Genomic DNA, 22,060 nt, shown 5'->3' on the forward strand with positions numbered 1-22,060 from the left:
CGCCGGCGCTGGGCGGCGTCGGCCATCGGCTGGATCGGGTAGACTGGCCGCCGTCGAATCCACGCACCTGTCATCGCCGTCCCATGAAATCACCGCAACGCCTGCCGATCCTGCTCGTCGCCGTCACCGCCGCAGCCATCACCTTCGCCTTCATCAAGAAGCCGGCCGAGCAGGTGGCGCCGCCGCCGCCGCTGATTTCGCTGGAAAAAATGGGGCATCTGGTGTCGCTCAAGATGAATTACTCGGACGTCATCGAGTTCACGCAGCCGAACGCGGTCGACATCCCCTGGTCGCAATGGGAAGTAAGGCTGGGCAGCACCCGCGTGCTGCTCGTCGCGCGCGGCGATTGCACGATCGCAACCGACCTGCGCCAGGCGCGCTACGAAGACATCGACGAGCGCGCCCGCACCCTCACCATCGTGTTGCCGCCGCCGACACCGCTGCAGGCGCGCATCAGCCACGAGGCGCGCAACCGGGGCGGTTCATATTTCTATGCGGTCACCGAGCAGGGTTTGCAGGCCTTCATCCCTTCCGCCCAGACCCGCACCACGGCGATGAACAATGCGCTGGGCACGGCGCAGAAGGCGGTGCAGGCGGCCTGCAGCCAGAGCGCCGTGCTGAATACGGCCAAGGAAAACGCGGCCACCGTCATGCAGGCCACCCTGGCCGCCACCGGCTGGATGCCGACCGTCATCTGGGAACCGCTGTCGGGCGCCAAGCCCTGATCTGTCGCGGCATGTCGATGCGGCCGATGATCGAAAAAGGCAATCGATAAATTTAGTTACTATCTATCACTATTGATAGATAATACTCGATCCATTTTTCGACCGGATTTCACATGCATGCACGCTTGCTTCATCGCCTGACCTTGTCGACGGTGCTTGCCAGCGCCATCCTGGCGCCGGCCTTCGCACAGAAACCCCTAAGCCGCGCCGAGGCGGTCAAGATCGTGGCCGACATGCGGCGCCTGGTCATGCCGGGCGCCATCGAGCGTACCGAGGCGGTGCGCATCGGCGGCATCGACCAGTGGATCTCGGTGCGCGGCGTCGACCGCCGCAATCCGGTGCTGCTGATGATCCACGGCGGCCCGGGCTATGTGTCGATGCCCACCAGCTGGTATTTCCAGCGCGGCTGGGAAGACTTCTTCACCGTGGTGCAATGGGACCAGCGCGGCGCCGGCAAGACCTACGCCGCCAACGATCCGGCCGTCATCGCGCCGACCATGAAGCGCGCGCGCATGCTCGCCGACGCCGAGGAAATGGTGCAATGGCTGCGGCGCGAGTTCGGCAAGGAGCGTATCTTCGTGCTCGGCCACTCGTGGGGCAGCTCGCTCGGCATTGAGCTGGCCAGCAAGCACCCGGAGTGGCTGCACGCCTATATCGGCATGGGCCAGGCCACCAACGGGCCGGAGGGCGAACGGCGCGGCCTGCGCTTCGCGCTCGACGCCGCGCGGCGCGACAACAACGCCAAGGCGGTGGAGGAGCTCGAATCGCTCGGCCCCTACGCAACGCCGGGCCGTCCGATCGTGCTCAAGGACCTGTACCTGCAGCGCAAGTGGCTGGGCTATTACGGCGGCGCCATCCACGGCCGCAAGGACTTCTCCCACGAAGGCGCGGCGGCGCGCCTGGCGCCCGAGTACACCGACGCCGACCTGCGCGCCATGTGGGCGGGCAACGAATTCTCGCAGGACCACTTGCTGGCCGAAGTCGTCTCGACCGACTTCAGCGGTCTTAAACGCTTCGACTGCCCGATCATCATCTTCAATGGCCGCTACGACTACAACGTCTCGTCGACCGTGACCGCCGAGTGGTTCGAGACGGTGAAGGCGCCGCACAAGAAACTGGTGTGGTTCGAGCGCTCGGGCCACGAGATGTTCAATGAAGAGCCGGGCAAGATGCTCGATTCGCTGCTGCGCCACGTGCGGCCGATCGCCGAAAAGGCGGGTGACGTGGCGCCATGAGGCCGGTCTGGCGCTGTGCTCAACGTAAACACGACACCCAAAAAGACGCACGTACTACTACGTACGCAATCGGCATAGGCATTCGTGTAAAATCGTTTCAGCAGGTTATCGAAACAACCGCGTAATAATTCAACTATATAGGTGACAAAACCATGCGAGTCTTCCCGTCCAAAGGAAAATCCCTCGTCTTCGCTCTCGCAGCAACCGTCCTCTCCGCCAGCGCCTTCGCCCAGAACTGGCCGACCGGCACCGTGACCGTGGTCGTGCCATGGCCGGCCGGCGGCCCGTCCGACATCGCGGCACGCCCGCTGGCGAAAGGCCTGACCACCGACCTGAAACAGTCGTTCGTGATCGATAACCGCGGAGGCGGCGGCGGCAATATCGGCACCGCGGCCGTGACCCGCTCGAAGCCGGACGGCCAGACCCTCCTGATCACCTCGAGCGCGCCGATCGTGATCAACCCGAGCCTGTACAAGAAGATGGCCTTCGACCCGGCCAAGGACCTGATCCCGGTCACCAACCTGCTGCGCGCGCCGCTGGTGCTGGTCGCCCACCCATCGGTGCCGGCCAAGAACGTCAAGGAACTGCTGGCCCACATCCAGTCGAAGAAAGGCCAGTTCTCGTACGCGTCGGCCGGCAACGGCACCCCGCAGCACCTGACCGGTGAACTGTTCCGCGGCGTGACCAAGCTCGACATGGTGCACGTGCCCTACAAGGGCTCGGCGCCGGCGATTTCCGACCTGCTGGGCGGCCACATCCCGATCATGTTCGACTCGACCATCGCGATCATGCCGCACATCAAGAGCGGCAAGGTGAAGCCGATCGCCATCTCGGGCAACAAGCGCTCGCCGCTGCTGCCGGACGTGCCGACCTTCGCCGAAGCGGGCCTGAACATCGAGTCCTACGCCTGGTACGGCCTGTTCGTGCCGGCCAAGACCCCGAAAGCGATCGTCGACAAGATCAACGCCGAATCGCAGAAGGTCATGAAGCAGCCTGACTTCCAGCGCGTGCTGGCCGACACCGGCACCGAGTACGTGGGCGATACGCCGGAAAACTTCGCCAAGTTCGTGCAGGCCGAAAGCGCGAAATGGTCGAAGATCGTGAAAGACAGCGGCGCGACCGTCGACTGATTCACACGATCCTGTAGTACCCAGTAAAACGGGTGACGCGGCAATGCCGGGTCACCCGTTTTTCGTTGGTCAAGCCCGCTTTTCCGTCAACGTCACGCGGTGGAAGTGCGACGACGTCAGCCCCACGCCCGCCGCATCGAACACGTCGAGCACGTTCTGGTGCAGATGATTGCGCACCTCGGCGCGCGCGCGCGGGCTGTCGGCCGAGGAATGCGCGCACAGCCGGTATTCGACATAGAAATCCGACAGCGCCGCCTGCACGATGAAGGGCTTCGGTTCGGCCGCGATGCCAGGCGTCGCCGCGGCCGCCTGTTCCAGCAGCGCGTGCGCGGTGCGCCATGGGGTTTCGTAGGCGAGCGTCACCTTGACCTCGGTGACGAAACCGTCGTCGAGCACGCCGTCGCGCGAGAAGTTGCTGGTGGTGTTGGACAGCACCCAGGCGTTGGGCATCAGGACTTCTTCGCCGCTGCCGGTGCGCAGGCGCGTCTCGAACATGCCCATGTCGACCACCGTGCCCTCCTTGTCGCCCACGCGCACGTATTCCCCCTTGCGCAGCGAGCGGGTGTACATCAGGATCAGGCCCGCGGCGCCTTGCGCCACGATGCTCGAGGCGCCGATCGACACCATCAGGCCGGCCAGCACCGTCACGCCCTGGAAGGCCGCCGTGTGCGAACCGGGCAGGTAGGGATAGGACATCGCCAGCGCGAACAGCGCGATCACGATATTGACCAGGCGCCGGGTCGGCGCCGCCGTGTCCTGGTCCAGCCAGCCCACCTGCAATTCGCCGCTCTCGACCCGCTTGAACACCGAGGCCGCGGTCAGCATCACCAGGCGCGCCAGCGCGGCGATGACCAGCACCACCAGCAGGCCGGGAATGGCGGCCGCCATCGACTGGCCGATCCCCACCGCCAGCTCGACCAGGTAACCCTTGAGCCACTCGCCCCAGCTGCGGGTGTAGGCGAATTCGCCAAGCAAAAAGCTGATCCAGATATAAGTCGCCAGCAGGCGCAGGCCCCACACCACGGCCATCGTCACCTGGCGCAGGAAGCTCACATACAGCTGGGCGTCGAGCAGGCGCACGTTGCGAAAGCTCACCCGCGCCAGGCGCACGCCGAGCAGGCGCTCGAAGCGGCTCTTGACCGCGCTGCGCAGCAGCACCAGCGCGCGCAGCACGACGACATAGGCCAGGGTGGCGGCGACGCACAGCGCGGCGGCTTCGACCAGCACGCGCGGGTCGCTCGCCTCGCGCCGCGCCGCCAGCGCGCGCTCCAGCTTGCGCGCGCTGTCGTGCGCGACGTCCTGGGTCGTGTCGCCGGCCAGCGCATTGATGTCGCCCGGCGTCACCAGGAACAGCGGCGCGCCGTCGAGCAGCACCTGGCTGCCCTCGGCCAACCCGTTGACCGTGGCACGCTGCGGGCCCTTGCCCAACAAGGCCTTGTCGAGGCGCCGCTGGGCCGCTTCGAGGCGGTCTTGCGGCGAGTGGCCGGCCAGGGCGGCGCGGAACACGAAGACCTTGCGGGTGGCGACGGTGAAGTCGGCGCGCACGGTCGGCTGGGCCGGTGCGGCTGCGGTCGTGGCCGGCGCAGTTTCGGCCTGAGCGGCCTGGGCGGACCAGGCGAAGGAATACAAGCCCAGCAAGGCCAGGACAAGGAGTGCGCGGAGGATCGCCATGGAAAAACACAAATCGGTAAAAACGAAATGTTACCTCAGAACACTTCCGCTCAGCAGTCAACCATCCTACTTACAACAGACCAGCACCAATATCTTGCTAACAAGCTACCGTGTTCCGTGTCTTTTCGATAACGACTAACATCTTCGCCACTACCTGGCTGCGTTTGCAGCCCCACCCCATCGAGGAGCAAGCATGAGTTCGGAAGACCAGAAGCCAGAAGGCGTGACGCCGTCGCGCCGCCGTTTCGTCAGTACCGTTGCCGCGGGCGTGGCCGCCTCGGCCGCCGCCGTCCCGGCCCTGGCCCAGCAAGCGACCGGCGGCAACCAGCCGGCGCCGGGCGCGGCGCGCGAAGCGGCCAAGCGCTATCCGCGTCCGCCCTTCCCCAAGCAGGACCAGCCGTGGCCGGCCCTGGCCAGCAAGATGACGCCGCGTCCCGACCATGGCGAAACCACCTATCGCGGCAGCGGCCGCCTGGCGGGACGCAAGGCCCTGATCACCGGCGGCGACTCGGGCATCGGCCGCGCCGCCGCGATCGCCTATGCGCGCGAAGGCGCCGACGTCGCCATCGGCTACCTGCCGGCTGAGGAACCGGATGCGCGCGAAGTCATGCAGCTGATCCGCGATGCGGGCCGCAAGGCGGTCGCCATTCCCGGCGACATCCGCGACGAAGCCTTCTGCAAGAAGCTGGTGGAAACGGCGGTGCGCGAACTGGGCGGCTTGGACATCCTGGTCAACAATGCCGCGCGCCAGCAAAACAACAATTCGATCCTCGACATCACCAGCGAGCAGTTCGACTGGACCATCAAGACCAATATCTACGCGGTGTTCTGGATCACCAAGGCGGCGATTCCGCACATGTCGGCCGGCAGCGTCATCATCAATACCTCGTCGCAGACGGCCTACGATCCGCCGGAAAAACTGCTCGATTATTCGGGCACCAAGGCCTTCGAGGTGGCGTTCACGAAGTCGCTGGCCAAGCAGATGGCATCGAAGGGAATCCGCGTGAATGCGGTGGCGCCGGGGCCGGTGTGGACGCCGCTGCAACTGGCGGGCGGCAATTCGCCGGAGGGGCGCGAGAAATTCGGGGAGGATACGCCGATGAAGCGTCCGGGCCAGCCGGCCGAGCTGGCGACGATCTACGTCACGCTGGCCTCGGACGAGGCGAGCTATACCACCGGCCACGTGTATGGCGCGGCGGGCGGTGGCGGACAGCCGTAAGTACTTGCTTCAGCCTACCCGATGCTGCCGGGCAGGCTTCAGCCGCGGCGCAGCAGGCGCGCCAGCAGCGAGGCGAAGGAACGGGTGCGGATCAGTTGCCCCAGGGGGCCGGCGTTGGTGCAGCGCGAAATGACAGTCATCTCTAATTCCTCCTGGACATAGCTTGGCAGATTAGCCATGCCAAGCTCACTCATCTGTGCGCTGCCTCGCATAAGGCTTCAGCCTGCTCGGCGCTAGCGCGCGCGCCTCGATCCGCTAGCGTCCTATCATGAACCCTTCGTAGGGCGAGGGTCTGCTCCAATCGGAGTGACCGTCGCATTGTTCGCAACGTCAATAGACAAGGAGGAACATATGGGCTACGCAGACCGCGATAAATACGGTATCTACAAGGACAGCAACAATATGGGTCCGGGACCGTCCCTGATGGGCGCCGACACCCTGATCGGCGACAGCGTCGTCAATGCCGCTGAGGAAGATCTGGGCGACATCAAGGAAATCATGCTCGATATGCAGACCGGCCAGGTGGCCTACGCCGTGCTGGCCTTCGGCGGCTTCCTGGGCATGGGAGAAAAACTGTTCGCCGTGCCTTGGCAGGCGCTGCACCTGGACACGGTCAATAAACGCTTCGTGCTCAACGTCGACAAGGACCGTCTCAAGACCGCGCCGGGCTTCGACAAGGATGCCTGGCCGGATATGAGCGACCTGAGCTGGGTTAGCGGCATCCACAGCTTCTATGGCACCGACCCGAACCGTTCGGGCGCACCGACCATGGGGCCGGGCGTGCCGATGGGCGGCATGGTCGGTGGCGCCGGCACCGGCAGCGCCACCTATGCGGGCGGCGCGATGGGCTCGAGCGTGGGCGCCGGGCACGCCGGCTCCAGCAGCCTGGGCGGCGCGGGCGCCGGCATGGGCGATTCGCGGGCGAACCAAGGTCCGGGCAGCAGCACCGATCCGCGCTCCGGCAACCTGGGCGATGACAAGGATCTGAGCCGCATCCGCGGCAGCAATATCGGCTAAGGCCGCATGAAGGACGGCGGCGCGGCCGTCGTCCTTCGTGTCATCATCCTGCCCCCTCAGCAGAACACGAAATCCTCGTCCGACCGGGGAACCCTGCGCAGCACGTCGCGCACCACGTACCCTGCCAGTCCGGCCAGGGACACCACCAGCAACCACAATCCAGACATGATCGACTCCTCGTGCACAGCCCGCTTTCGCACGGGTGTGCGAAACTAGTTTAAAAAAGGGAGGACGACGCCCCCCCGACTCGACCTTATTCCAGGTCGCTGAAACTCCGATAGGTGGAAATGAGGCGGTTGAACGCCCGCTGCGCCCGTTTTGGCGCATCTGCGTCATGCAGGAAGCGCGCGTCGTGCATCACACCGATCACGAGGCTGTAGATCTCGAACACCAGCTGTTCGGGTTCGGTGTCGGGCCGCAGATGCCCTGCTTCCATCGCCTGCAGCACCGTCTTGCGCAAGGTCGCGCGCCAGCGCAGCACGCCCGCCTCGATGCGCTCGCGCAGCGGATGCGGCATGGGAATGTCGTCGAACTCGAAAGCGCCGGCGGTATAGAGGCAAGAGCCGCGCGTGGTTTCGCCGGCAATCTTCTTGAGCCACAGATTGACCATCGTGGACAGGCGCGGCAAGCCGCGCGACGCGGCCAGCCCCGGCATGAAGATCTCTTCGGAAAAGCGGCGATCGTACTCGTCCAGCACGGCCGACTGCAGGGCCTCGAGCGAGCCGACGCGCGAGAACACGCCGCTCTTGCTGATGCCGGTGCGCTTGGACAGCTCGCCCAGCGACAACTGGCCGATGCCCTCGGTCGACGCCATGCCCACCGCCGCATCGAGGATGGTGGCGTAGGTGGCTTCGCTTTTGGCCGTGGTATTCATGCAACTACTTTAGCACAGGTGTGCGAAACTACAAGCGGTTTTTCGCCGGACCGGACCCGCAAGCGTCCAGTCCGACGAACAACTAGCGCAACATCGACTCCCACACCTTCTGCAATCGCTTGGCCGACACCGGCATCGGCGTCCTCAGCTCCTGCGCGAACAGCGACACCCGCAGCTCTTCCAGCATCCACCTGAACTCGACCATGCGCGGATCGTTGTTCTTGCCCGCCATATTCTTGAGCGTGCGCTGGAACTGGCTCGCCGCCGTCTGCCACTCGGCCATCAGCTGCGCATCGCGCGACGGATTGCCGCGCAGCTTCTCGAGACGGACGTTGATCGCCTTCAGGTAGCGCGGGAAGTGCGCCAGCTGGCTGTACTCGTTGTCGGCGATGAAGCGCTTGTGCACCAGCGCCTGCAGCTGCGCCTGGATGTCCGACGCCACCGCCGAAGGCAGGGCCTGCACGCGCTTGGGCAGGCCGTGGTACTCGCCCAGGATCTGCCCCGCCAGGCGCGCCACCTCGTTGATGAGGAGGCCTATACGGCCCTTGCCCTCGTCCTTGCGTTTGTTGAACGAAGCCGCGTCGACCGGCAGCGGATCCTGCAGGCAGGCGATGTCGATCGCCTTGGCCACGATCTGGTCGCGCAAGTCTTCCTGCGAGCCGATGTTCATGAACTGCATGCCCATGCCCTGCAGGCCGGGAATGTTCTTCTCGGCGAACTTGAGCTGCTCCTTGAACTGCAGCGCAAACAGGCGGCGCAGGCCCACGCGGTGGGTGCGCGCGGCCACGTTCGGATCGTCGAACACCTCCAGGTCGCAATGCGTGCCCTTGTCGACCAGCGCCGGGAAGCCGATCAGGGTCAGCTTGCCCTGGTTGATCTCCAGCAGCTCCGGCAGCTCGCCGAAGGTCCAGCCGGTGAGGCCCGTATGCTGGCGGCCCGATGCCGATTCCTGTGCAGGCGCGGAGGCCGGCGCGGTCTGCGGCGCAACGCCTTTGCCTTTGCCGGCAGGTACAGCGGGTGCGCCAGGCGCAGCCGCCACCGGCCGCGCCGCCTGCGCACGCGCATTGGCCGCGCTTGGTGTCGCTTCCGCCATCTTCTGGAAGCTCTGGCGCGCCTGTCCGCCCAGCTCGGCCTGGAGCGTCGCCAGGTTGCGCCCCATCTCCAGCTGGCGGCCATGCTCGTCGATGACCTTGAAGTTCATGAACATGTGCGCCGGCAGGGTCTCGAGCTTGAAGTCGGCGGTCTTCACCGCCACGCCCGTTTGCGCGCGCACGTCCATGATCAGCACGTCGACCAGGTCGCCGCGCCCGAAGGCATTCGCCGCATGGATGCGGTCGACGAACTTGGCGGCATATTCCGGCAGCGGCACGCAGTGGCGGCGCAGCTTCTGCGGCAGGGACTTGAGCAGCAGGTGCACCTTTTCCTTGATCATGCCCGGCACCAGCCAGGCTGGCCGCTCTTGCGGAATCTGGTTCAGCGCGAACAGCGGCACGGACAAGGTCACGCCATCGCGCACGCTGCCCGGCTCGAAGTGGTACGTCAGGCCCATCTCGATGCCGGTGACGACCATCGTCTTCGGGAACAGCTCGGTGGTGACGCCGGCCGCCTCGTGGCGCATCAGTTCTTCGCGGTTCAGGTAGAGCAGCTTCGGATTGTCGCGCGCCTGGTCCTTGTACCACTTCTCGAAACCGGCGCCGTTCACGACGTCGAGCGGGATCTCCTTGTCGTAGAAGGCCGCGATCAGCTGGTCGTCGACCAGCACGTCCTGGCGGCGCGACTTGTGCTCGAGGTTCTCGATGTCCTTCACCAGCTTGTGGTTGTGGATGTAGAACGGCAGGCGCGTCTCGTAGTCGCCCGCCACCAGCGCGTCGCGGATGAAGATCTCGCGCGCCTCACGCGGATTGCGCTGGCCGTAGTTGATGCGCCGGCCGCCATAGATGACGAGGCCGTACAGGGTCGCGCGCTCGAGCGCCGTGACTTGCGCCTGCTTCTTTTCCCAGCGCGGCTCGCCCCAGGATTTCTTCAGCAGGTGGCCACCGATCTTTTCCACCCACTCGGGCTGGATCTGGGCGATGGTGCGCGCGTACAGGCGCGTGGTCTCGACCAGCTCGGCCGCCATGACCCAGCGTCCCGCCTTCTTGCCGAGCGTCGAGCCGGGCCAGATGTGGAACTTGATGCCGCGCGCGCCGAGGTACACGCCGCCCTGCTCGTCCTCGGACTTGAAACCGATATTGCCGAGTAAACCTGTGAGCAGCGCCAGGTGCAGCTGTTCGTACGTGGCTGGCGACTCGTTCAGGCGCCAGCCCTGCTCGCGCACGATGGTCAACAGCTGCGAATGCACGTCGCGCCACTCGCGCAACCTCAGCTGCGACAGGAAGTTGGCGCGGCAGTTGTCCTGCAATTGGCGGTTGGTCTTCTTGTGCGCGATCGCGTCCTCGAACCAGGCCCAGATCTTCAGGTAGCTCAGGAATTCGGACTTCTCGTCCGCGAACTTCTTGTGCTTCTCGTCGGCCTGCTGCTGGTATTCGATCGGCCGGTCGCGCGGGTCTTGCGTGGACAGGGCCGAGGCCACGATCAGCATCTCGGTCAGGCAGTGGTTATCCAGCGCGGCCAGGATCATGCGGCCCACGCGCGGGTCGAGCGGCAGCTTGGCCAGCTTGCGGCCCAACGGGGTCAGCTCGTTGTTGTCGTCGACCGCGCCGACTTCCTGCAGCAGCTGGTAGCCGTCGGCGATCGCGCGGCCCTGCGGCGCCTCGATGAAGGGGAAGGTCTCGACATCGGTCAGGCGCAGGGATTTCATGCGCAGGATGACGGCCGCCAGCGACGAACGCAGGATCTCCGGTTCGGTGAACTTGGGGCGCTTCTGAAAATCGTCTTCCTCGAACAGGCGGATGCAGACGCCGTCGGCCACGCGGCCGCAACGGCCGGCGCGCTGGTTGGCCGCCGATTGCGCGATCGGCTCGACCTGCAACTGCTCGACCTTGTTCCTGAAGCTGTAGCGCTTCACGCGCGCCAGGCCCGTATCGACCACGTAGCGGATGCCCGGCACGGTCAGCGAGGTCTCGGCCACGTTGGTGGCCAGGACGATGCGGCGCGCGTTGCCGCTCGGGCGGAACACGCGGTCCTGCTCCTCCACCGACAGGCGGGCGAACAGCGGCAGGATGTCGACGTGCGGCGGATGGTGCTTGCGCAGCGCCTCGGCGCAGTCGCGGATCTCGCGCTCGCCCGGCAGGAACACCAGCACGTCGCCCGAGCCGATGCGGCACAGCTCATCGACGGCGTCGACCACGCCATCCATCAGGTCGCGCTTCTCGCGCGCGGCCTGGGCCTTCGGCAGCGGCTTGGTCGGGTCGACGGCAGCGGCGCCCGGGACCGGGTCGCGGTCGATCGGGCGATAACGCACCTCCACCTGGTACAGGCGGCCCGAGACCTCGATCACCGGCGCCGGCTTGTCGTTGGCGGCGAAGTGACGCGCGAAGCGCTCGGCGTCGATCGTCGCCGAGGTGATGATCACCTTTAAATCCGGGCGACGCGGCAGCAGCTGCTTCAGGTAGCCGAGCAGGAAGTCGATGTTCAGGCTGCGCTCGTGCGCCTCGTCGATGATGATCGTGTCGTAGTTGCGCAGCAGCGGATCGGTCTGGGTTTCGGCCAGCAGGATACCGTCGGTCATCAGCTTGACCGAGGCCCCTTTTTGCAAGGTGTCGTTGAAGCGCACCTTGAAGCCGACGTGCTCGCCCAGCGGCGAGCCGAGTTCCTGCGCGATGCGCTTGGCGGTCGACGATGCCGCGATCCGGCGCGGCTGGGTGTGGCCAATCAATCCCTTGCTGCCGCGGCCCAGTTCCAGGCAGATCTTCGGCAACTGGGTCGTCTTGCCCGAACCGGTCTCGCCCGAGACGATGACCACCTGGTTCTCGAGGATGGCTTTCGCGATCTCGGCGCGCCGGCCCGAGACAGGCAGGTCTTCGGGGAACGTAATCGGCGGCAGAGGATTGCGCACCACGGGAGCTTCTTCGCGCGGCGGGCGTTCCTGGCGTGGACGCGACTCACCGCGCTCGCCCTGTGCACGACGGGGACGGCGTTCGACGGAGGCTGCGTTGGCGGTGGCGCTCGCTTCGCGCGCCGGCTGTTGCGAAGGCTTGTTACTCTGTTCAGACATTGATTTTTACAAGGATTTGGTGCGCACAACGCGCAGCGAATTATAATGCGGCAAATGGAAACTCCTACCCAATTCGTCCAGTGGCTGCGCTCGGTCGCGCCGTATATTCATGCCTTCGGTGGCAAGACCTTCGTGGTCGCCTTCCCGGGCGAACTGGTCGCCTCCGGCGCCCTGCCGGTGCTGGCGCAAGACTTGTCGCTGCTGGTCGGCCTTGGCATCCGCATCGTGCTGGTGCACGGTTCGCGGCCGCAGGTGGCCGAGCAGCTGGCGCTGCGCAACGTCGAGGGCCGCTTCCACAACGGCGTGCGCATCACCGACACCGCCGCGCTGGAATGCGCCAAGGAAGCCGCCGGCGAGCTGCGCCTCGATATCGAGGCCGCCTTCAGCCAGGGCCTGCCCAACACGCCGATGTCGAACGCCCAGATCAGCATCGTCTCGGGCAACTTCGTGGTGGCCCGCCCGCTGGGCGTGATCGACGGCGTCGACTTCGAGCTCACCGGCGTCACCCGCAAGATCGCCGCCGAGAAGATCCACCCGATCCTGCAGACCGAGGACAACCTGGTGCTGCTGTCGCCGCTGGGCTTCTCGCCGACCGGCGAGATCTTCAACCTGACGATGGAAGACGTGGCCGCGTCGGCCGCGATCGCCCTGCACGCCGACAAGCTGATCTTCATCACCGAATCGCCGATGATGGTGGATGCCGGCGGCGCCGAGCTGCGCGAATTGTCGTCGCACATGGCCGAAGCGGTGCTGCAGGCGGGCTTCCTGTCCGATTCCGCCGCATTCTACCTGCAGCACGCCATCAAGGCCTGCAACGCCGGCGTCGACCGCGCCCACATCATCCCTTACGAGATGGACGGTTCGGCCCTGCTCGAGGTGTTCACCCACGACGGCGTGGGCACCATGATCAGCCACGAGAACCTGGAAAGCCTGCGCCAGGCCACAATTGAGGACGTCGGCGGAATTATCAAGCTCATCGAGCCACTCGAAGCCGACGGCACCCTGGTCTACCGCGGCCGCGAGCTGATCGAACGCGAGATCGACCAGTTCTCGGTGATCGACCACGACGGCGTGATCTTCGGCTGCGCGGCGCTGTACCCGTTCCCCGAGTCGAAGATGGGCGAGATGGCCTGCCTGACGGTGAGCCCCGATGCGCAAACCCAGGGCGACGGCGAGCGCATCCTGAAGCACATGGAAAACCGCGCCCGCGCCGCCGGCCTCACGAAACTGTTCGTGCTGACCACGCGCACCTCGCACTGGTTCAAGAAGCGCGGCTTCATGCCGGCCACCGTGGACGATCTGCCAAAAGACCGGCAACACATGTACAACTGGCAGCGCCGGTCACAGGTGCTGATCAAGACCTTATAATAGCGGTCTTACCCGGAAAACGCACAACAGGAGTACACGATGGCTCGCACCGTCCACTGCATCAAACTGAACAAGGAAGCCGAAGGCCTGGATTTCCCGCCGGTCCCAGGCGAGATGGGCAAGAAGCTGTATATGTCGGTCTCGAAAGAGGCATGGCAGCAATGGCTGAAGCATCAAACGATGCTGATCAACGAAAACCGCCTGAACCTGGCCGACGACCGCGCGCGCAAATACCTGGCGACGCAGATGGAGAAGCATTTCTTCGGCGAAGGCGCTGACCAGGCGATGGGTTACGTGCCGCCGACCGCCTGATCGAAGCGCATCATCCATGAAGAATCCCGCTTGCGGCGCTAGCCGTCAGCGGGATTTTTTTACATCTTGCGACACTGCCGCAATTCGCAGCGCGCCATGAACACCTTGCCATCCTGGCACTGCATCCGGTAGACCTCGATCGGCCCCGGTTCGGTGATCAAACCGGCGCCCTGCTCGCTGGTGCAGGCCTGCGCCTTGGCCAGCTGCTCGACCGTGGTCGACGACACGCCGACCTTGAACGGCACGCGCTGGATCTCGACGACGTCGGGCGATGCGACCACCGTCGGCTGCGACAAATCCACCCCACTGCCATAGATCGAACAACCGCCCAGCAGGACGGCCGCCAGCACCAGCGCGTATTTCATGGCCGGTCTCCCGATCAGAGCGACAGGGTCTTGACGCCTTCCGCCGTGCCCAGCAGGCAGACGTTGGCGCCGGCCTTGGCGAACAGGCCCACGGCGATCACGCCGGTGATCTGGTTGATCGTCTCTTCCAGCGCCACCGGATCGGTGATCGACAGGCCCGCCACGTCGATCAGCTCACCGCCGTTGTCGGTGATGAAAGGCTGGTCGGTGCCTGGCTTGAGGCGCAGCTTCGGCTGGCCGCCGAGTGCAGCCAGCTTGCGCATCACGACGGCGCGCGCCATCGGGATCACTTCGACCGGCAGCGGGAATTTACCCAGCGTGTCGACCAGCTTCGAGCCGTCGGCGATGCAGACGAACTTCTTCGACACCGACGCCACGATCTTCTCGCGCGTCAGCGCCGCGCCACCGCCCTTGATCATCGCGCCTTGCGCGTTGATCTCGTCGGCGCCGTCGATGTAGACGGCCATCGACTCGACCTCGTTCAGGTCGAACACCGGAATGCCATGGCCGCGCAGGCGGGCGGCGGTGGCTTCGGACGAGGCCACGGTGCCCTTGATGCGGTCCTTGATCTTGGCCAGTTCGTCGATGAAGAAGTTGGCGGTCGAGCCGGTGCCGACGCCGATGATTTCACCGTCGACAACGTAATCGATGGCGGCGCGCGCCACTGCTTGTTTCAGTTCGTCTTGAGTCATGATGCGGTTGGTAAGTAGAAAAGAATACGCCATTCTAGCGGATCACCACGATCCTCCTGCCGAAAAACTGCGGCGCTTCCTGGCATATGCACGCCACGATCATGCAATCTGCATTTGCTAATCTTTTACCAAGGCATCACACTCGATGCTCTACTTGCCGTTCGTTTGCCTGGAACCAATGAAAATCTTTACCAAGAAACGCATCGTCATCGCCACCATCGTTCTCGTCGCCGTCGCGGCAGGCGCGGTGCTGCTCAAGCCCAAGGACAACGCCGTCCCGCCGTCGAAATACCGCAGCACCGCGGTCGATCGCGGCGCCATCAACCAGACCGTGACCGCCACCGGCACCATCAACCCGGTGGCACTGATCAACGTCGGCTCGCAGGTCTCGGGCACCGTGGCCGAGCTGCACGCCGACTTCAACGACCGCGTAAAGAAGGGCCAGGTGCTGCTCAAGCTGGAGCCCACCATCTTCAATGCCCAGGTGGGCCAAGCGGAGGCCAGCATCGCCTCGGCGCGCGCCAGCCTGCAGCTGGCCCGGGCCACCTACAAGCGCAACGAGCAGCTGGTGGCGCAGAACTTCGTCTCCAGCCTGGCGCTCGACCAGTCGCGGCGCGAGATGGACGTGGCCGCCGCCAACCTCAAGCTGGCCCAGGCCCAGCTGGACCGCGCGCGCGCGGACCTCAACAACAGCGTGATCCGCTCGCCGATCGACGGCGTGGTGATCAAGCGCACCATCGACCTGGGCCAGACCGTGGCGGCCTCGTTCAACACGCCGAACCTGTTCCAGATCGCCAACGACCTGACCAAGATGCAGATCGACACCAGCGTGTCGGAAGCCGACGTCGGCCTGCTCAAGGACGGCTTGCCGGCGCGCTTCGTGGTCGATGCCTATCCCGACCGTGAGTTCAACGCCACCATGCGCCAGTTCCGCCTGGCGCCGAACGTGGTGCAGAACGTCGTGACCTACAACGTCGTGCTCGACGTCGACAATACCGACGAACTGCTCAAGCCCGGCATGACGGCGCAAGTAAGGCTGGTGGTGGCGAACCGGCCCGACGTGCTGCGCATCCCGACCACGGCGCTGCGCTTCCGCCTGTCCGAAGAAGAGCAGGCGGCCGAGAAAAAACGCGAAGAAGAAAAGAACAAGGGTGCGGGCAAGGACGTCAGGCAGGTCGCCGCCAAGCCGGCGCCAGCCGCGACCGTCGACGACGTCGCCTTCCGCAGCGCCAGCGAGACCGCGCGCATGTTCAAGATTTATAAACTTGACGCGATGAACCAGCCGCAGCCGGTCGACATCCGCGCCGGCCTGTCCAACTTCCGCTATACCGAAGTGCTGTCGGGCGACCTCAAACCGGGCGACCGCGTGGTGACACGCGCGCTGGCCCAGCCGGAGAACCAATGACCGGGCCGCTGATCGACATCCGCGGCGTCACCAAGACCTACGTCAGCGGCAGCGTCGAGACGCCGGTGCTGCACGGCGTCGACATGGCGGTAGAGCGCGGCGACTTCGTGTCCATCATGGGCGCGTCCGGCTCCGGCAAGTCGACCCTGATGAACATCCTCGGCTGCCTGGACCAGGCCACCGGCGGGACTTACCTGCTCGACGGCGTCGACACCCGCCAGCTTTCACGGCCCGCGCTGGCCGACATCCGCAACCGCAAGATCGGCTTCGTGTTCCAGAGCTTCAATCTCATCAAGCGCATGTCGCTGGCCGAGAACGTCGCCCTGCCCCTGATCTACGGCGGCGTGGGGCGCGCCAGGGCGCGTGCGCGGGCCGTGGCGGAACTGGAACGGGTCGGCCTGGGCGAACTCGCCGGGCGCACGCCGAACCAGCTCTCCGGCGGCCAGCAGCAGCGCGTCGCCATCGCGCGCGCATTGGCCACCGATCCGCCGCTGCTGCTGGCCGACGAGCCGACCGGGAACCTCGACACCCAGACCAGCGACAACATCATGCACAGCTTCCAGCAACTGAACCGCGAGCGCGGCATCACCATCGTGCTGGTGACGCACGAAGCCGACGTCGCCGCCTACAGCAAGCGCCTGGTGCGCCTGAAGGACGGGCAGGTGATCTACGACGGACCAGCCGCCGAAGGGCTGCGCCAGTTCGCGACCGCCGCAGCGGGAGTCGCGCCATGAACCTGATCCAGGTCTTGATCGAATCCCTGCGCTCGATGGCGGCCAACCGCCTGCGCACCGCGCTGACGATGCTCGGCATCGTGATCGGCATCGCCTCGGTGGTGCTGCTGCTGGCGCTCGGCGACAGCATGCAGCGCTTCATCGGCAAGCAGCTGCAGATGCTGGGCACGAATATGGTCTACATCATGCCCGGCGGCGACCGCACCGCGGCCCAGCGCGCCCGCGAAGGCAAGGTAGCGGTGCTGACCCAGGGCGACGCCGAGGCGCTCAATGCGCTGCCCAGCCTGACCGGCGCCGCGCCTGCCCTGCAGGGCAACTTCAAGGTCAGCGCCGGCAACGAAAACCTGAGCAGCACCGTGATGGGCGTGACCCCGGACATGTTCACGATCCGCAACTGGAAGGTCGACCAGGGCACGCTGTTCGGCGAGGCCGACGTGCGGGCCAGCGCGCGGCTGGCGGTGATCGGCCAGAAGGTGGCCGACCAGTTCTTCTACCGCGCCGACCCGCTCGGGCGCTACCTGCGCATCGAGAACGTGTCGTTCCAGGTGATCGGCGTGCTGGCCGGCGAAGGCCGCCAGCCCGACGGCACCGACCTGGCGGAGCAGATCGTGGTGCCGATCACGGCGGCCAGCGCCCATCTGGTCAAGTCGCCGTTCCCGCAGAACGTCCACTACATCAACGCCCAGGGCCGGCCCGACGGATCGATGAACGACGCCATCGAGGACATCAAGGAAGTGCTGCGCGACCGGCACCGGATCCGGGTCGACGATCCGGACGATTTCCGCATCCAGAACCTGAACACGATCGCCGACACGGCCAACAAGATCAGCGCCGGCGTCGCCCTGCTGCTCGGCCTGATCGGCGCGATCTCGCTGCTGGTGGGCGGGATCGGGATCATGAACATCATGCTGGTGTCGGTGACCGAAAGGACGCGCGAGATCGGCATCCGGATGGCGATCGGCGCGCGCCCGAACGCCGTGCTGCTGCAGTTCCTGGCCGAGGCGGTGGTGATCTGCCTGGCCGGTGGCCTGGTCGGGATCGCGATCGCGGCGGGCGGCGCGGCGCTGATCACGAAATTTGCGGATTTCGAGGTCTACCTGACCTTGTCGGGGGTGCTGGTGGCATGCGGCTTCGCGACGGCGGTCGGGATGTTCTTTGGTTTCTATCCGGCGCGCAGGGCGTCGCGGTTGTTACCAGTCGACTGCTTGCGTTACGAGTAGGGTGGATGGGTTTCCCATCCACCTACCGGATGACGGCTATTTCTTGATGCTGCGCTTGCGCGGTTTTGCCGACGCAGCCTCCACGCCATCGCCCTCCCCCGCATGCGCGTGCGTATGCGTCGACATCATCGACTGCATCTGCTCCTCGTCCGCACTCGACATCACGGTCAGCACCTCGGCCTCGTCGCAGCCTTCGGGCGTCAGGTAGGCATGCCCCATGCTCGAGTCGAAATAAATCGACTGCCCCTCCCTGAGCACCACCGGATCGTAGAACTCGCTGTGCAGCACCACCGCGCCCTTGAGCACGTAGGTGAACTCTTCTCCCGAGTGATGCACCAGCTGCCCGAACTCCTTGACCGACTTGGCGCGGATGCGCGCGATCACCGGGATCATGCGCTTGCGCCTTAGCTCGGCGCACAGGTAGTGATAGTCGTAGTTGGGCGTCTCGACCCGCACCGCCGATTGCAGGTCGCCCAGGCTGCGGCGCGCCGTGACCGGCGGCTCGGCCTCGGGTTCTTCGGCGAACAGCTCCGACATGCGCATGCCCAGCTTCTGACTCAGCTGGTACAGCTTGTCGTAGGTCAGCGTCAGCTGGCCATGCTCCACCTTCGACAAGGTGGACACCGGGATGCCGCTTTTCACGCTCATTTCCTTCAGCGTCCAGCCCTGGCGGCTGCGCAGGCTGCGAATCAACGCGCCGAGTGTTGGGGATTCAGATGCCATAGAAGAATTTTTTATATGTTGACATAGTCTCTGATTAGGAAGATATTTCTCTAATCAGAGAAAAATAACTCGGATCAAGCTTTATTTTATAGGCTGGCCCGGTGGACCGCAATCAACCGAACGAACAGGGAGAAGGGAGACTCGATGAGATTTCTGAAGATTCTGCTGCTGGGAATGCTGTGCTGGAACGCCGGCGCGCTCGCCCAGCAGGCCACGCAAACGCCAACCTTGCCGCCGGCGCCGATCGCGCCGGGCCCGGTCGCCAAGACCCCTTCCGATACGACGCAAACGGCCGTCCAGTCCCCCGCTGCCGCCGGCGGCCGCACCCTCGACAAGACCGACCTCGACACCTGGCTCGACGGCTACATGCCGTTCGCCCTCAACACCAGCGACATCCCGGGCGCGGTGGTGGTCGTGGTCAAGGACGGCCAAGTCCTGAGCGCGCGCGGCTTCGGCTATGCCGACGTCGACAAGCGCACGCCGGTCGATGGCGAACGCACGCTGTTCCGTCCCGGTTCGGTGTCGAAGCTGGTGACCTGGACCGCCGTCATGCAGATGGTCGAGCAGGGCAAGGTCGACCTCGACGCCGACGTCAACACCTACCTCGACTTCAAGATCCCGCAGCGCGCCGGCAAGCCGGTGACGATGCGCGAAATCATGACCCACACGGCCGGCTTCGAAGAGTCGGTGAAATACCTGATCGTCTACGACAAGGACAAGGCCAAACCGCTGGGCGAGCTGCTCAAGTCGCGCATCCCCGAGCGCATCTTCGACGCCGGCACCACGCCAGCGTATTCCAACTACGCCACCTCGCTGGCCGGCTACGTGGTCGAGCGGGTGTCCGGCATGCCGTTCGACGACTACGTCGAGAAGCAGATCTTCGCGCCGCTGAACATGCGCACCGCCACCTTCCGCCAGCCGCTGCCGGCCGCATTGGAACCGCTGATGGCCAAAGGCTACAGCAAGCCCGGCAAGCCGTCCCTCGGCTTCGAGATCGTCAATTCGGCGCCGGCCGGATCGCTCTCGGCCAGCGGCCAGGACATGGCCAACTTCATGATCGCGCACCTGCAGGGCGGCGAGTTCAACGGCCAGCGCATCCTGTCCGCCGCCACCGCGAAGACGATGCACGACAGCCCCCTCGACAGGATCGGCAAGTCCACGCTGCTGCCGCCGCTCAACCGCATGGAACTGGGCTTTTTCGAGACCAACGTCAACGGCCGCGACGTGATCGCCCACCTGGGCGACACCGAGGGCTTCCACAGCTCGCTTCACCTGTACATGGACGACGGCGTGGGCCTGTACCTCTCGGTCAACAGCGGCGGCCGCGCCGGAGCGTCCAATACGCTGCGCAGCGCCCTGTTCCAGGATTTCTCGGACCGCTACTTCCCCACCACCCTCCCGCCTGATGGCCGCGTACCCGAGGCCGAGGCCAAGCGCCATGCCGAGATGATGGTCGGCTCCTGGGAAAGCACCCGCCGCTCCGAATCGAACTTCTTCGCCGTGTTCAACCTGCTGGGACAGGTGAAGGTCACGCTCGACGACAAGGGCAACCTGGTGGTGCCGGCCCTGCTCGGACCGAACGGCCGTCCGCGCGAATGGGTCGAGATCGCGCCCTTCGTGTGGCGCGACAAGAACGGCGAAGACCGCCTCGCGGCCCAGCTCGAAAACGGTCAAGTGGTGCGCTGGAGCATGGACTTCATGTCGCCCTTCATGGTGTTCGACCGCGTCCCGGCCGGCAAGAACGGCGCCTGGCTGATCCCGGCCGCCTGCATCGCCGCCGCGGTGCTGCTGTTCGCCGTGCTGGCCATGCCGGGCGGCTGGATCGTGCGCCGCCGCTACAAGCTGCAGCACACGCTGGACAAGCCGACGCGCCAGGCGGCGCTGGCCACGCGTCTTTCCGCGCTGGCCATCCTGGCGGTGCTGGCCGGCTGGGGCGGCGTCGTGACGGCCTTGGAGTCGACCCTCGAAAATGCGACCTCCCCGCTCGACCCATGGCTGTGGCTCCTGCAGATCGGCGGCCTGCTCGCCTTCGTGGCGGCGCTGGTCTCCGGCGCGCGCAACCTGCAACTGGCCTTCAAGGAAGCGGGACGCCTGCGCAAGTTCTGGAGCGTCCTGTACCTGCTGTCCGCGCTGCTGCTGGCCTATCTGGCGCTGCGCGGCGGCCTCCTTTCCATGACGGTGAACTACTGATGGCCGGCCTGACGATCTCGGTCGCGACCGAAAAACTGCGCCTCGCCAGACCGTTCCGCATTTCGGGCCATGTGTTCGAAGCCTTCGAAGTGGTCGTCGTCACCCTGGGCGACGGCCGCCACCAGGGCCGCGGAGAAGCCTGTGGCGTCTACTACCTGGGCGACCATGCGGCCCATATGCTGTCGGTGCTCGATGGCGCCAGCGCCGCCATCGCCGCCGGTCCCACGCGCGAGGAACTGCGCGCCATCCTGCCGCCGGGCGGCGCGCGCAATGCGGTCGATTGCGCGCTGTGGGAACTGGAAGCGGCGCGCGCCGGCGTGCCGGTCTGGCAGCTGGCCGGCAAGGAGCCACCAAGGCCCTTGCGCACCACCTTCACGCTCGGCGCCGACGCGCCGAAAGCGATGGCGACGACGGCCCTGGACTACGCCCAGGCCCACGCCATCAAGATCAAGCTGACCGGCGAGCTCGATCTGGACCTCGAGCGCGTGGCGGCGGTGCGCGCCGCGCGGCCCGACGCCTGGCTCGGGGTGGATGGCAACCAGGGCTTCGTCGCCGGCCAGCTCGACGTCCTGATCGCCGGCCTGCTGGCCCAGGACGTGCGCCTGCTCGAACAACCGCTGGCGCGCGGGCGCGAGGCCGAGCTGGAAGGATTGCGCTCGCCGATCCCGCTCGCGGGCGACGAGAGCATCCTGTCGCTGCGCGATGTCGCGTCCGCCGTCGGCCGCTACGACGTGGTCAACATCAAGCTCGACAAGTGCGGCGGACTGACCGAAGGCCTGCTCATGGCGCAGGAAGCGCGGCGCCTGGGCCTCGATGTCATGGTCGGCAATATGGGCGGCTCGAGCCTGTCCATGGCGCCCAGCTTCGTGCTGGGCCAGGAATGCGACATCGTCGACCTGGACGGGCCGATCTTCCTGGCCAACGACCGCCGTCCCGGCGTCGAGTACGTCGACGGCAATGTCTGGTCCGGCCCCGAAGTCTGGGGTGGCCGCGCCGCCCTGCCCGCCTTCACATCGCGATGAGC

At 65.7% G+C, this 22,060-nt stretch carries 18 protein-coding genes; 12 read left to right on the forward strand and 6 right to left on the reverse strand.

The window, feature by feature from the left end; all coding sequences use genetic code 11:
• The first annotated feature begins 83 nt into the window (after positions 1 to 83).
• From J3U95_RS18210 to J3U95_RS18220, 3 genes are all read left to right on the forward strand, one after another.
• Entirely contained in the window at positions 84 to 725 is a 642-nt protein-coding gene (locus tag J3U95_RS18210) for a DUF4230 domain-containing protein (RefSeq protein WP_208280079.1), read from the forward strand.
• Between the two features lie 113 nt (positions 726 to 838).
• Positions 839 to 1,960 (forward strand): alpha/beta fold hydrolase, encoded by a 1,122-nt coding sequence (locus J3U95_RS18215; protein WP_208280080.1) that lies wholly within the window; start codon positions 839 to 841, stop codon positions 1,958 to 1,960.
• A 152-nt stretch (positions 1,961 to 2,112) separates the two neighbouring features.
• The gene (locus J3U95_RS18220; protein ID WP_208280081.1) at positions 2,113 to 3,090 is read left to right on the forward strand and encodes a Bug family tripartite tricarboxylate transporter substrate binding protein; all 978 of its coding nucleotides are present in this window, start codon (positions 2,113 to 2,115) and stop codon (positions 3,088 to 3,090) included.
• Positions 3,091 to 3,159: 69 nt separating this feature from the next.
• Here J3U95_RS18220 and J3U95_RS18225 read toward each other — a convergent pair whose 3' ends face one another.
• Positions 3,160 to 4,761 (reverse strand): mechanosensitive ion channel family protein, encoded by a 1,602-nt coding sequence (locus tag J3U95_RS18225; protein WP_208280082.1) that lies wholly within the window; start codon positions 4,759 to 4,761, stop codon positions 3,160 to 3,162.
• 193 nt (positions 4,762 to 4,954) lie between these two features.
• On the opposite strand from J3U95_RS18225, the gene J3U95_RS18230 reads away from it, so the two are divergent.
• Together J3U95_RS18230 and J3U95_RS18235 are read left to right on the forward strand one after the other, a co-directional pair.
• The gene (locus J3U95_RS18230; RefSeq protein ID WP_208280083.1) at positions 4,955 to 5,980 is read left to right on the forward strand and encodes an SDR family oxidoreductase; all 1,026 of its coding nucleotides are present in this window, start codon (positions 4,955 to 4,957) and stop codon (positions 5,978 to 5,980) included.
• 351 nt (positions 5,981 to 6,331) lie between these two features.
• On the forward strand, positions 6,332 to 6,997 hold the full coding sequence (locus J3U95_RS18235) for a PRC-barrel domain-containing protein (RefSeq protein WP_208280084.1): 666 nt from the start codon (positions 6,332 to 6,334) through the stop codon (positions 6,995 to 6,997).
• Positions 6,998 to 7,250: 253 nt separating this feature from the next.
• On the opposite strand, the gene J3U95_RS18240 is transcribed toward J3U95_RS18235, so the two are convergent.
• Together J3U95_RS18240 and hrpA are read right to left on the reverse strand one after the other, a co-directional pair.
• Entirely contained in the window at positions 7,251 to 7,871 is a 621-nt protein-coding gene (locus J3U95_RS18240) for a TetR/AcrR family transcriptional regulator (protein ID WP_208280085.1), read from the reverse strand.
• An 82-nt stretch (positions 7,872 to 7,953) separates the two neighbouring features.
• Complete coding sequence (gene hrpA / locus J3U95_RS18245) at positions 7,954 to 12,027, reverse strand: ATP-dependent RNA helicase HrpA (RefSeq protein ID WP_208280086.1); 4,074 nt, start codon at positions 12,025 to 12,027, stop codon at positions 7,954 to 7,956.
• Positions 12,028 to 12,081: 54 nt separating this feature from the next.
• Here hrpA and argA point away from each other — a divergent pair, with 54 nt between their 5' ends.
• The gene (gene argA / locus J3U95_RS18250) at positions 12,082 to 13,395 is read left to right on the forward strand and encodes an amino-acid N-acetyltransferase (RefSeq protein ID WP_208280087.1); all 1,314 of its coding nucleotides are present in this window, start codon (positions 12,082 to 12,084) and stop codon (positions 13,393 to 13,395) included.
• 39 nt (positions 13,396 to 13,434) lie between these two features.
• The gene (locus J3U95_RS18255) at positions 13,435 to 13,707 is read left to right on the forward strand and encodes an oxidative damage protection protein (protein WP_005662929.1); all 273 of its coding nucleotides are present in this window, start codon (positions 13,435 to 13,437) and stop codon (positions 13,705 to 13,707) included.
• Positions 13,708 to 13,766: 59 nt separating this feature from the next.
• On the opposite strand, the gene J3U95_RS18260 is transcribed toward J3U95_RS18255, so the two are convergent.
• Positions 13,767 to 14,072, reverse strand: a complete 306-nt coding sequence (locus tag J3U95_RS18260) for a hypothetical protein (protein WP_208280088.1) — start codon at positions 14,070 to 14,072, stop codon at positions 13,767 to 13,769.
• Between the two features lie 14 nt (positions 14,073 to 14,086).
• Complete coding sequence (gene rpiA, locus J3U95_RS18265; protein WP_208280089.1) at positions 14,087 to 14,764, reverse strand: ribose-5-phosphate isomerase RpiA; 678 nt, start codon at positions 14,762 to 14,764, stop codon at positions 14,087 to 14,089.
• Positions 14,765 to 14,942: 178 nt separating this feature from the next.
• Between rpiA and J3U95_RS18270 the strand changes: the two genes are divergently transcribed.
• Genes J3U95_RS18270 through J3U95_RS18280 form a run of 3 tightly spaced genes read left to right on the forward strand, consistent with a single transcriptional unit; the run spans position 14,943 to position 18,123 of the window.
• Entirely contained in the window at positions 14,943 to 16,169 is a 1,227-nt protein-coding gene (locus J3U95_RS18270) for an efflux RND transporter periplasmic adaptor subunit (RefSeq protein WP_208280090.1), read from the forward strand.
• Positions 16,166 to 16,903 (forward strand): ABC transporter ATP-binding protein, encoded by a 738-nt coding sequence (locus J3U95_RS18275; RefSeq protein ID WP_229519924.1) that lies wholly within the window; start codon positions 16,166 to 16,168, stop codon positions 16,901 to 16,903. Before J3U95_RS18270 ends, J3U95_RS18275 begins: the two co-directional genes overlap by 4 nt.
• Positions 16,900 to 18,123, forward strand: coding sequence for an ABC transporter permease (locus tag J3U95_RS18280; protein ID WP_229519925.1), 1,224 nt, complete (start codon positions 16,900 to 16,902; stop codon positions 18,121 to 18,123). The genes J3U95_RS18275 and J3U95_RS18280 overlap by 4 nt, the downstream gene beginning before the upstream one ends.
• Before the next feature lie 36 nt (positions 18,124 to 18,159).
• Here J3U95_RS18280 and J3U95_RS18285 read toward each other — a convergent pair whose 3' ends face one another.
• Entirely contained in the window at positions 18,160 to 18,846 is a 687-nt protein-coding gene (locus tag J3U95_RS18285) for a helix-turn-helix domain-containing protein (protein ID WP_208280091.1), read from the reverse strand.
• A 144-nt stretch (positions 18,847 to 18,990) separates the two neighbouring features.
• On the opposite strand from J3U95_RS18285, the gene J3U95_RS18290 reads away from it, so the two are divergent.
• Entirely contained in the window at positions 18,991 to 21,036 is a 2,046-nt protein-coding gene (locus J3U95_RS18290; RefSeq protein WP_208280092.1) for a serine hydrolase domain-containing protein, read from the forward strand.
• Positions 21,036 to 22,058: a dipeptide epimerase gene (locus J3U95_RS18295; protein WP_208280093.1), complete on the forward strand. Its 1,023-nt coding sequence runs from the start codon at positions 21,036 to 21,038 to the stop codon at positions 22,056 to 22,058. The genes J3U95_RS18290 and J3U95_RS18295 overlap by 1 nt, the downstream gene beginning before the upstream one ends.
• Positions 22,059 to 22,060: the final 2 nt, after the last annotated feature.

Source organism: Massilia oculi, from assembly GCF_017582745.1.
GTDB classification, from domain to species: domain Bacteria; phylum Pseudomonadota; class Gammaproteobacteria; order Burkholderiales; family Burkholderiaceae_D; genus Telluria; species Telluria oculi_A.

Bases quoted from the DNA above. Each gene is read 5' to 3' on its own strand.
- J3U95_RS18210 (WP_208280079.1), top strand. From the start codon at position 84: ATGAAATCACCGCAACGCCTGCCGATCCTGCTCGTCGCCGTCACCGCC.
- J3U95_RS18215 (WP_208280080.1), top strand. From the start codon at position 839: ATGCATGCACGCTTGCTTCATCGCCTGACCTTGTCGACGGTGCTTGCC.
- J3U95_RS18220 (WP_208280081.1), top strand. From the start codon at position 2,113: ATGCGAGTCTTCCCGTCCAAAGGAAAATCCCTCGTCTTCGCTCTCGCA.
- J3U95_RS18225 (WP_208280082.1), bottom strand. From the start codon at position 4,761: ATGGCGATCCTCCGCGCACTCCTTGTCCTGGCCTTGCTGGGCTTGTAT.
- J3U95_RS18230 (WP_208280083.1), top strand. From the start codon at position 4,955: ATGAGTTCGGAAGACCAGAAGCCAGAAGGCGTGACGCCGTCGCGCCGC.
- J3U95_RS18235 (WP_208280084.1), top strand. From the start codon at position 6,332: ATGGGCTACGCAGACCGCGATAAATACGGTATCTACAAGGACAGCAAC.
- J3U95_RS18240 (WP_208280085.1), bottom strand. From the start codon at position 7,871: ATGAATACCACGGCCAAAAGCGAAGCCACCTACGCCACCATCCTCGAT.
- hrpA (WP_208280086.1), bottom strand. From the start codon at position 12,027: ATGTCTGAACAGAGTAACAAGCCTTCGCAACAGCCGGCGCGCGAAGCG.
- argA (WP_208280087.1), top strand. From the start codon at position 12,082: ATGGAAACTCCTACCCAATTCGTCCAGTGGCTGCGCTCGGTCGCGCCG.
- J3U95_RS18255 (WP_005662929.1), top strand. From the start codon at position 13,435: ATGGCTCGCACCGTCCACTGCATCAAACTGAACAAGGAAGCCGAAGGC.
- J3U95_RS18260 (WP_208280088.1), bottom strand. From the start codon at position 14,072: ATGAAATACGCGCTGGTGCTGGCGGCCGTCCTGCTGGGCGGTTGTTCG.
- rpiA (WP_208280089.1), bottom strand. From the start codon at position 14,764: ATGACTCAAGACGAACTGAAACAAGCAGTGGCGCGCGCCGCCATCGAT.
- J3U95_RS18270 (WP_208280090.1), top strand. From the start codon at position 14,943: ATGAAAATCTTTACCAAGAAACGCATCGTCATCGCCACCATCGTTCTC.
- J3U95_RS18275 (WP_229519924.1), top strand. From the start codon at position 16,166: ATGACCGGGCCGCTGATCGACATCCGCGGCGTCACCAAGACCTACGTC.
- J3U95_RS18280 (WP_229519925.1), top strand. From the start codon at position 16,900: ATGAACCTGATCCAGGTCTTGATCGAATCCCTGCGCTCGATGGCGGCC.
- J3U95_RS18285 (WP_208280091.1), bottom strand. From the start codon at position 18,846: ATGGCATCTGAATCCCCAACACTCGGCGCGTTGATTCGCAGCCTGCGC.
- J3U95_RS18290 (WP_208280092.1), top strand. From the start codon at position 18,991: ATGAGATTTCTGAAGATTCTGCTGCTGGGAATGCTGTGCTGGAACGCC.
- J3U95_RS18295 (WP_208280093.1), top strand. From the start codon at position 21,036: ATGGCCGGCCTGACGATCTCGGTCGCGACCGAAAAACTGCGCCTCGCC.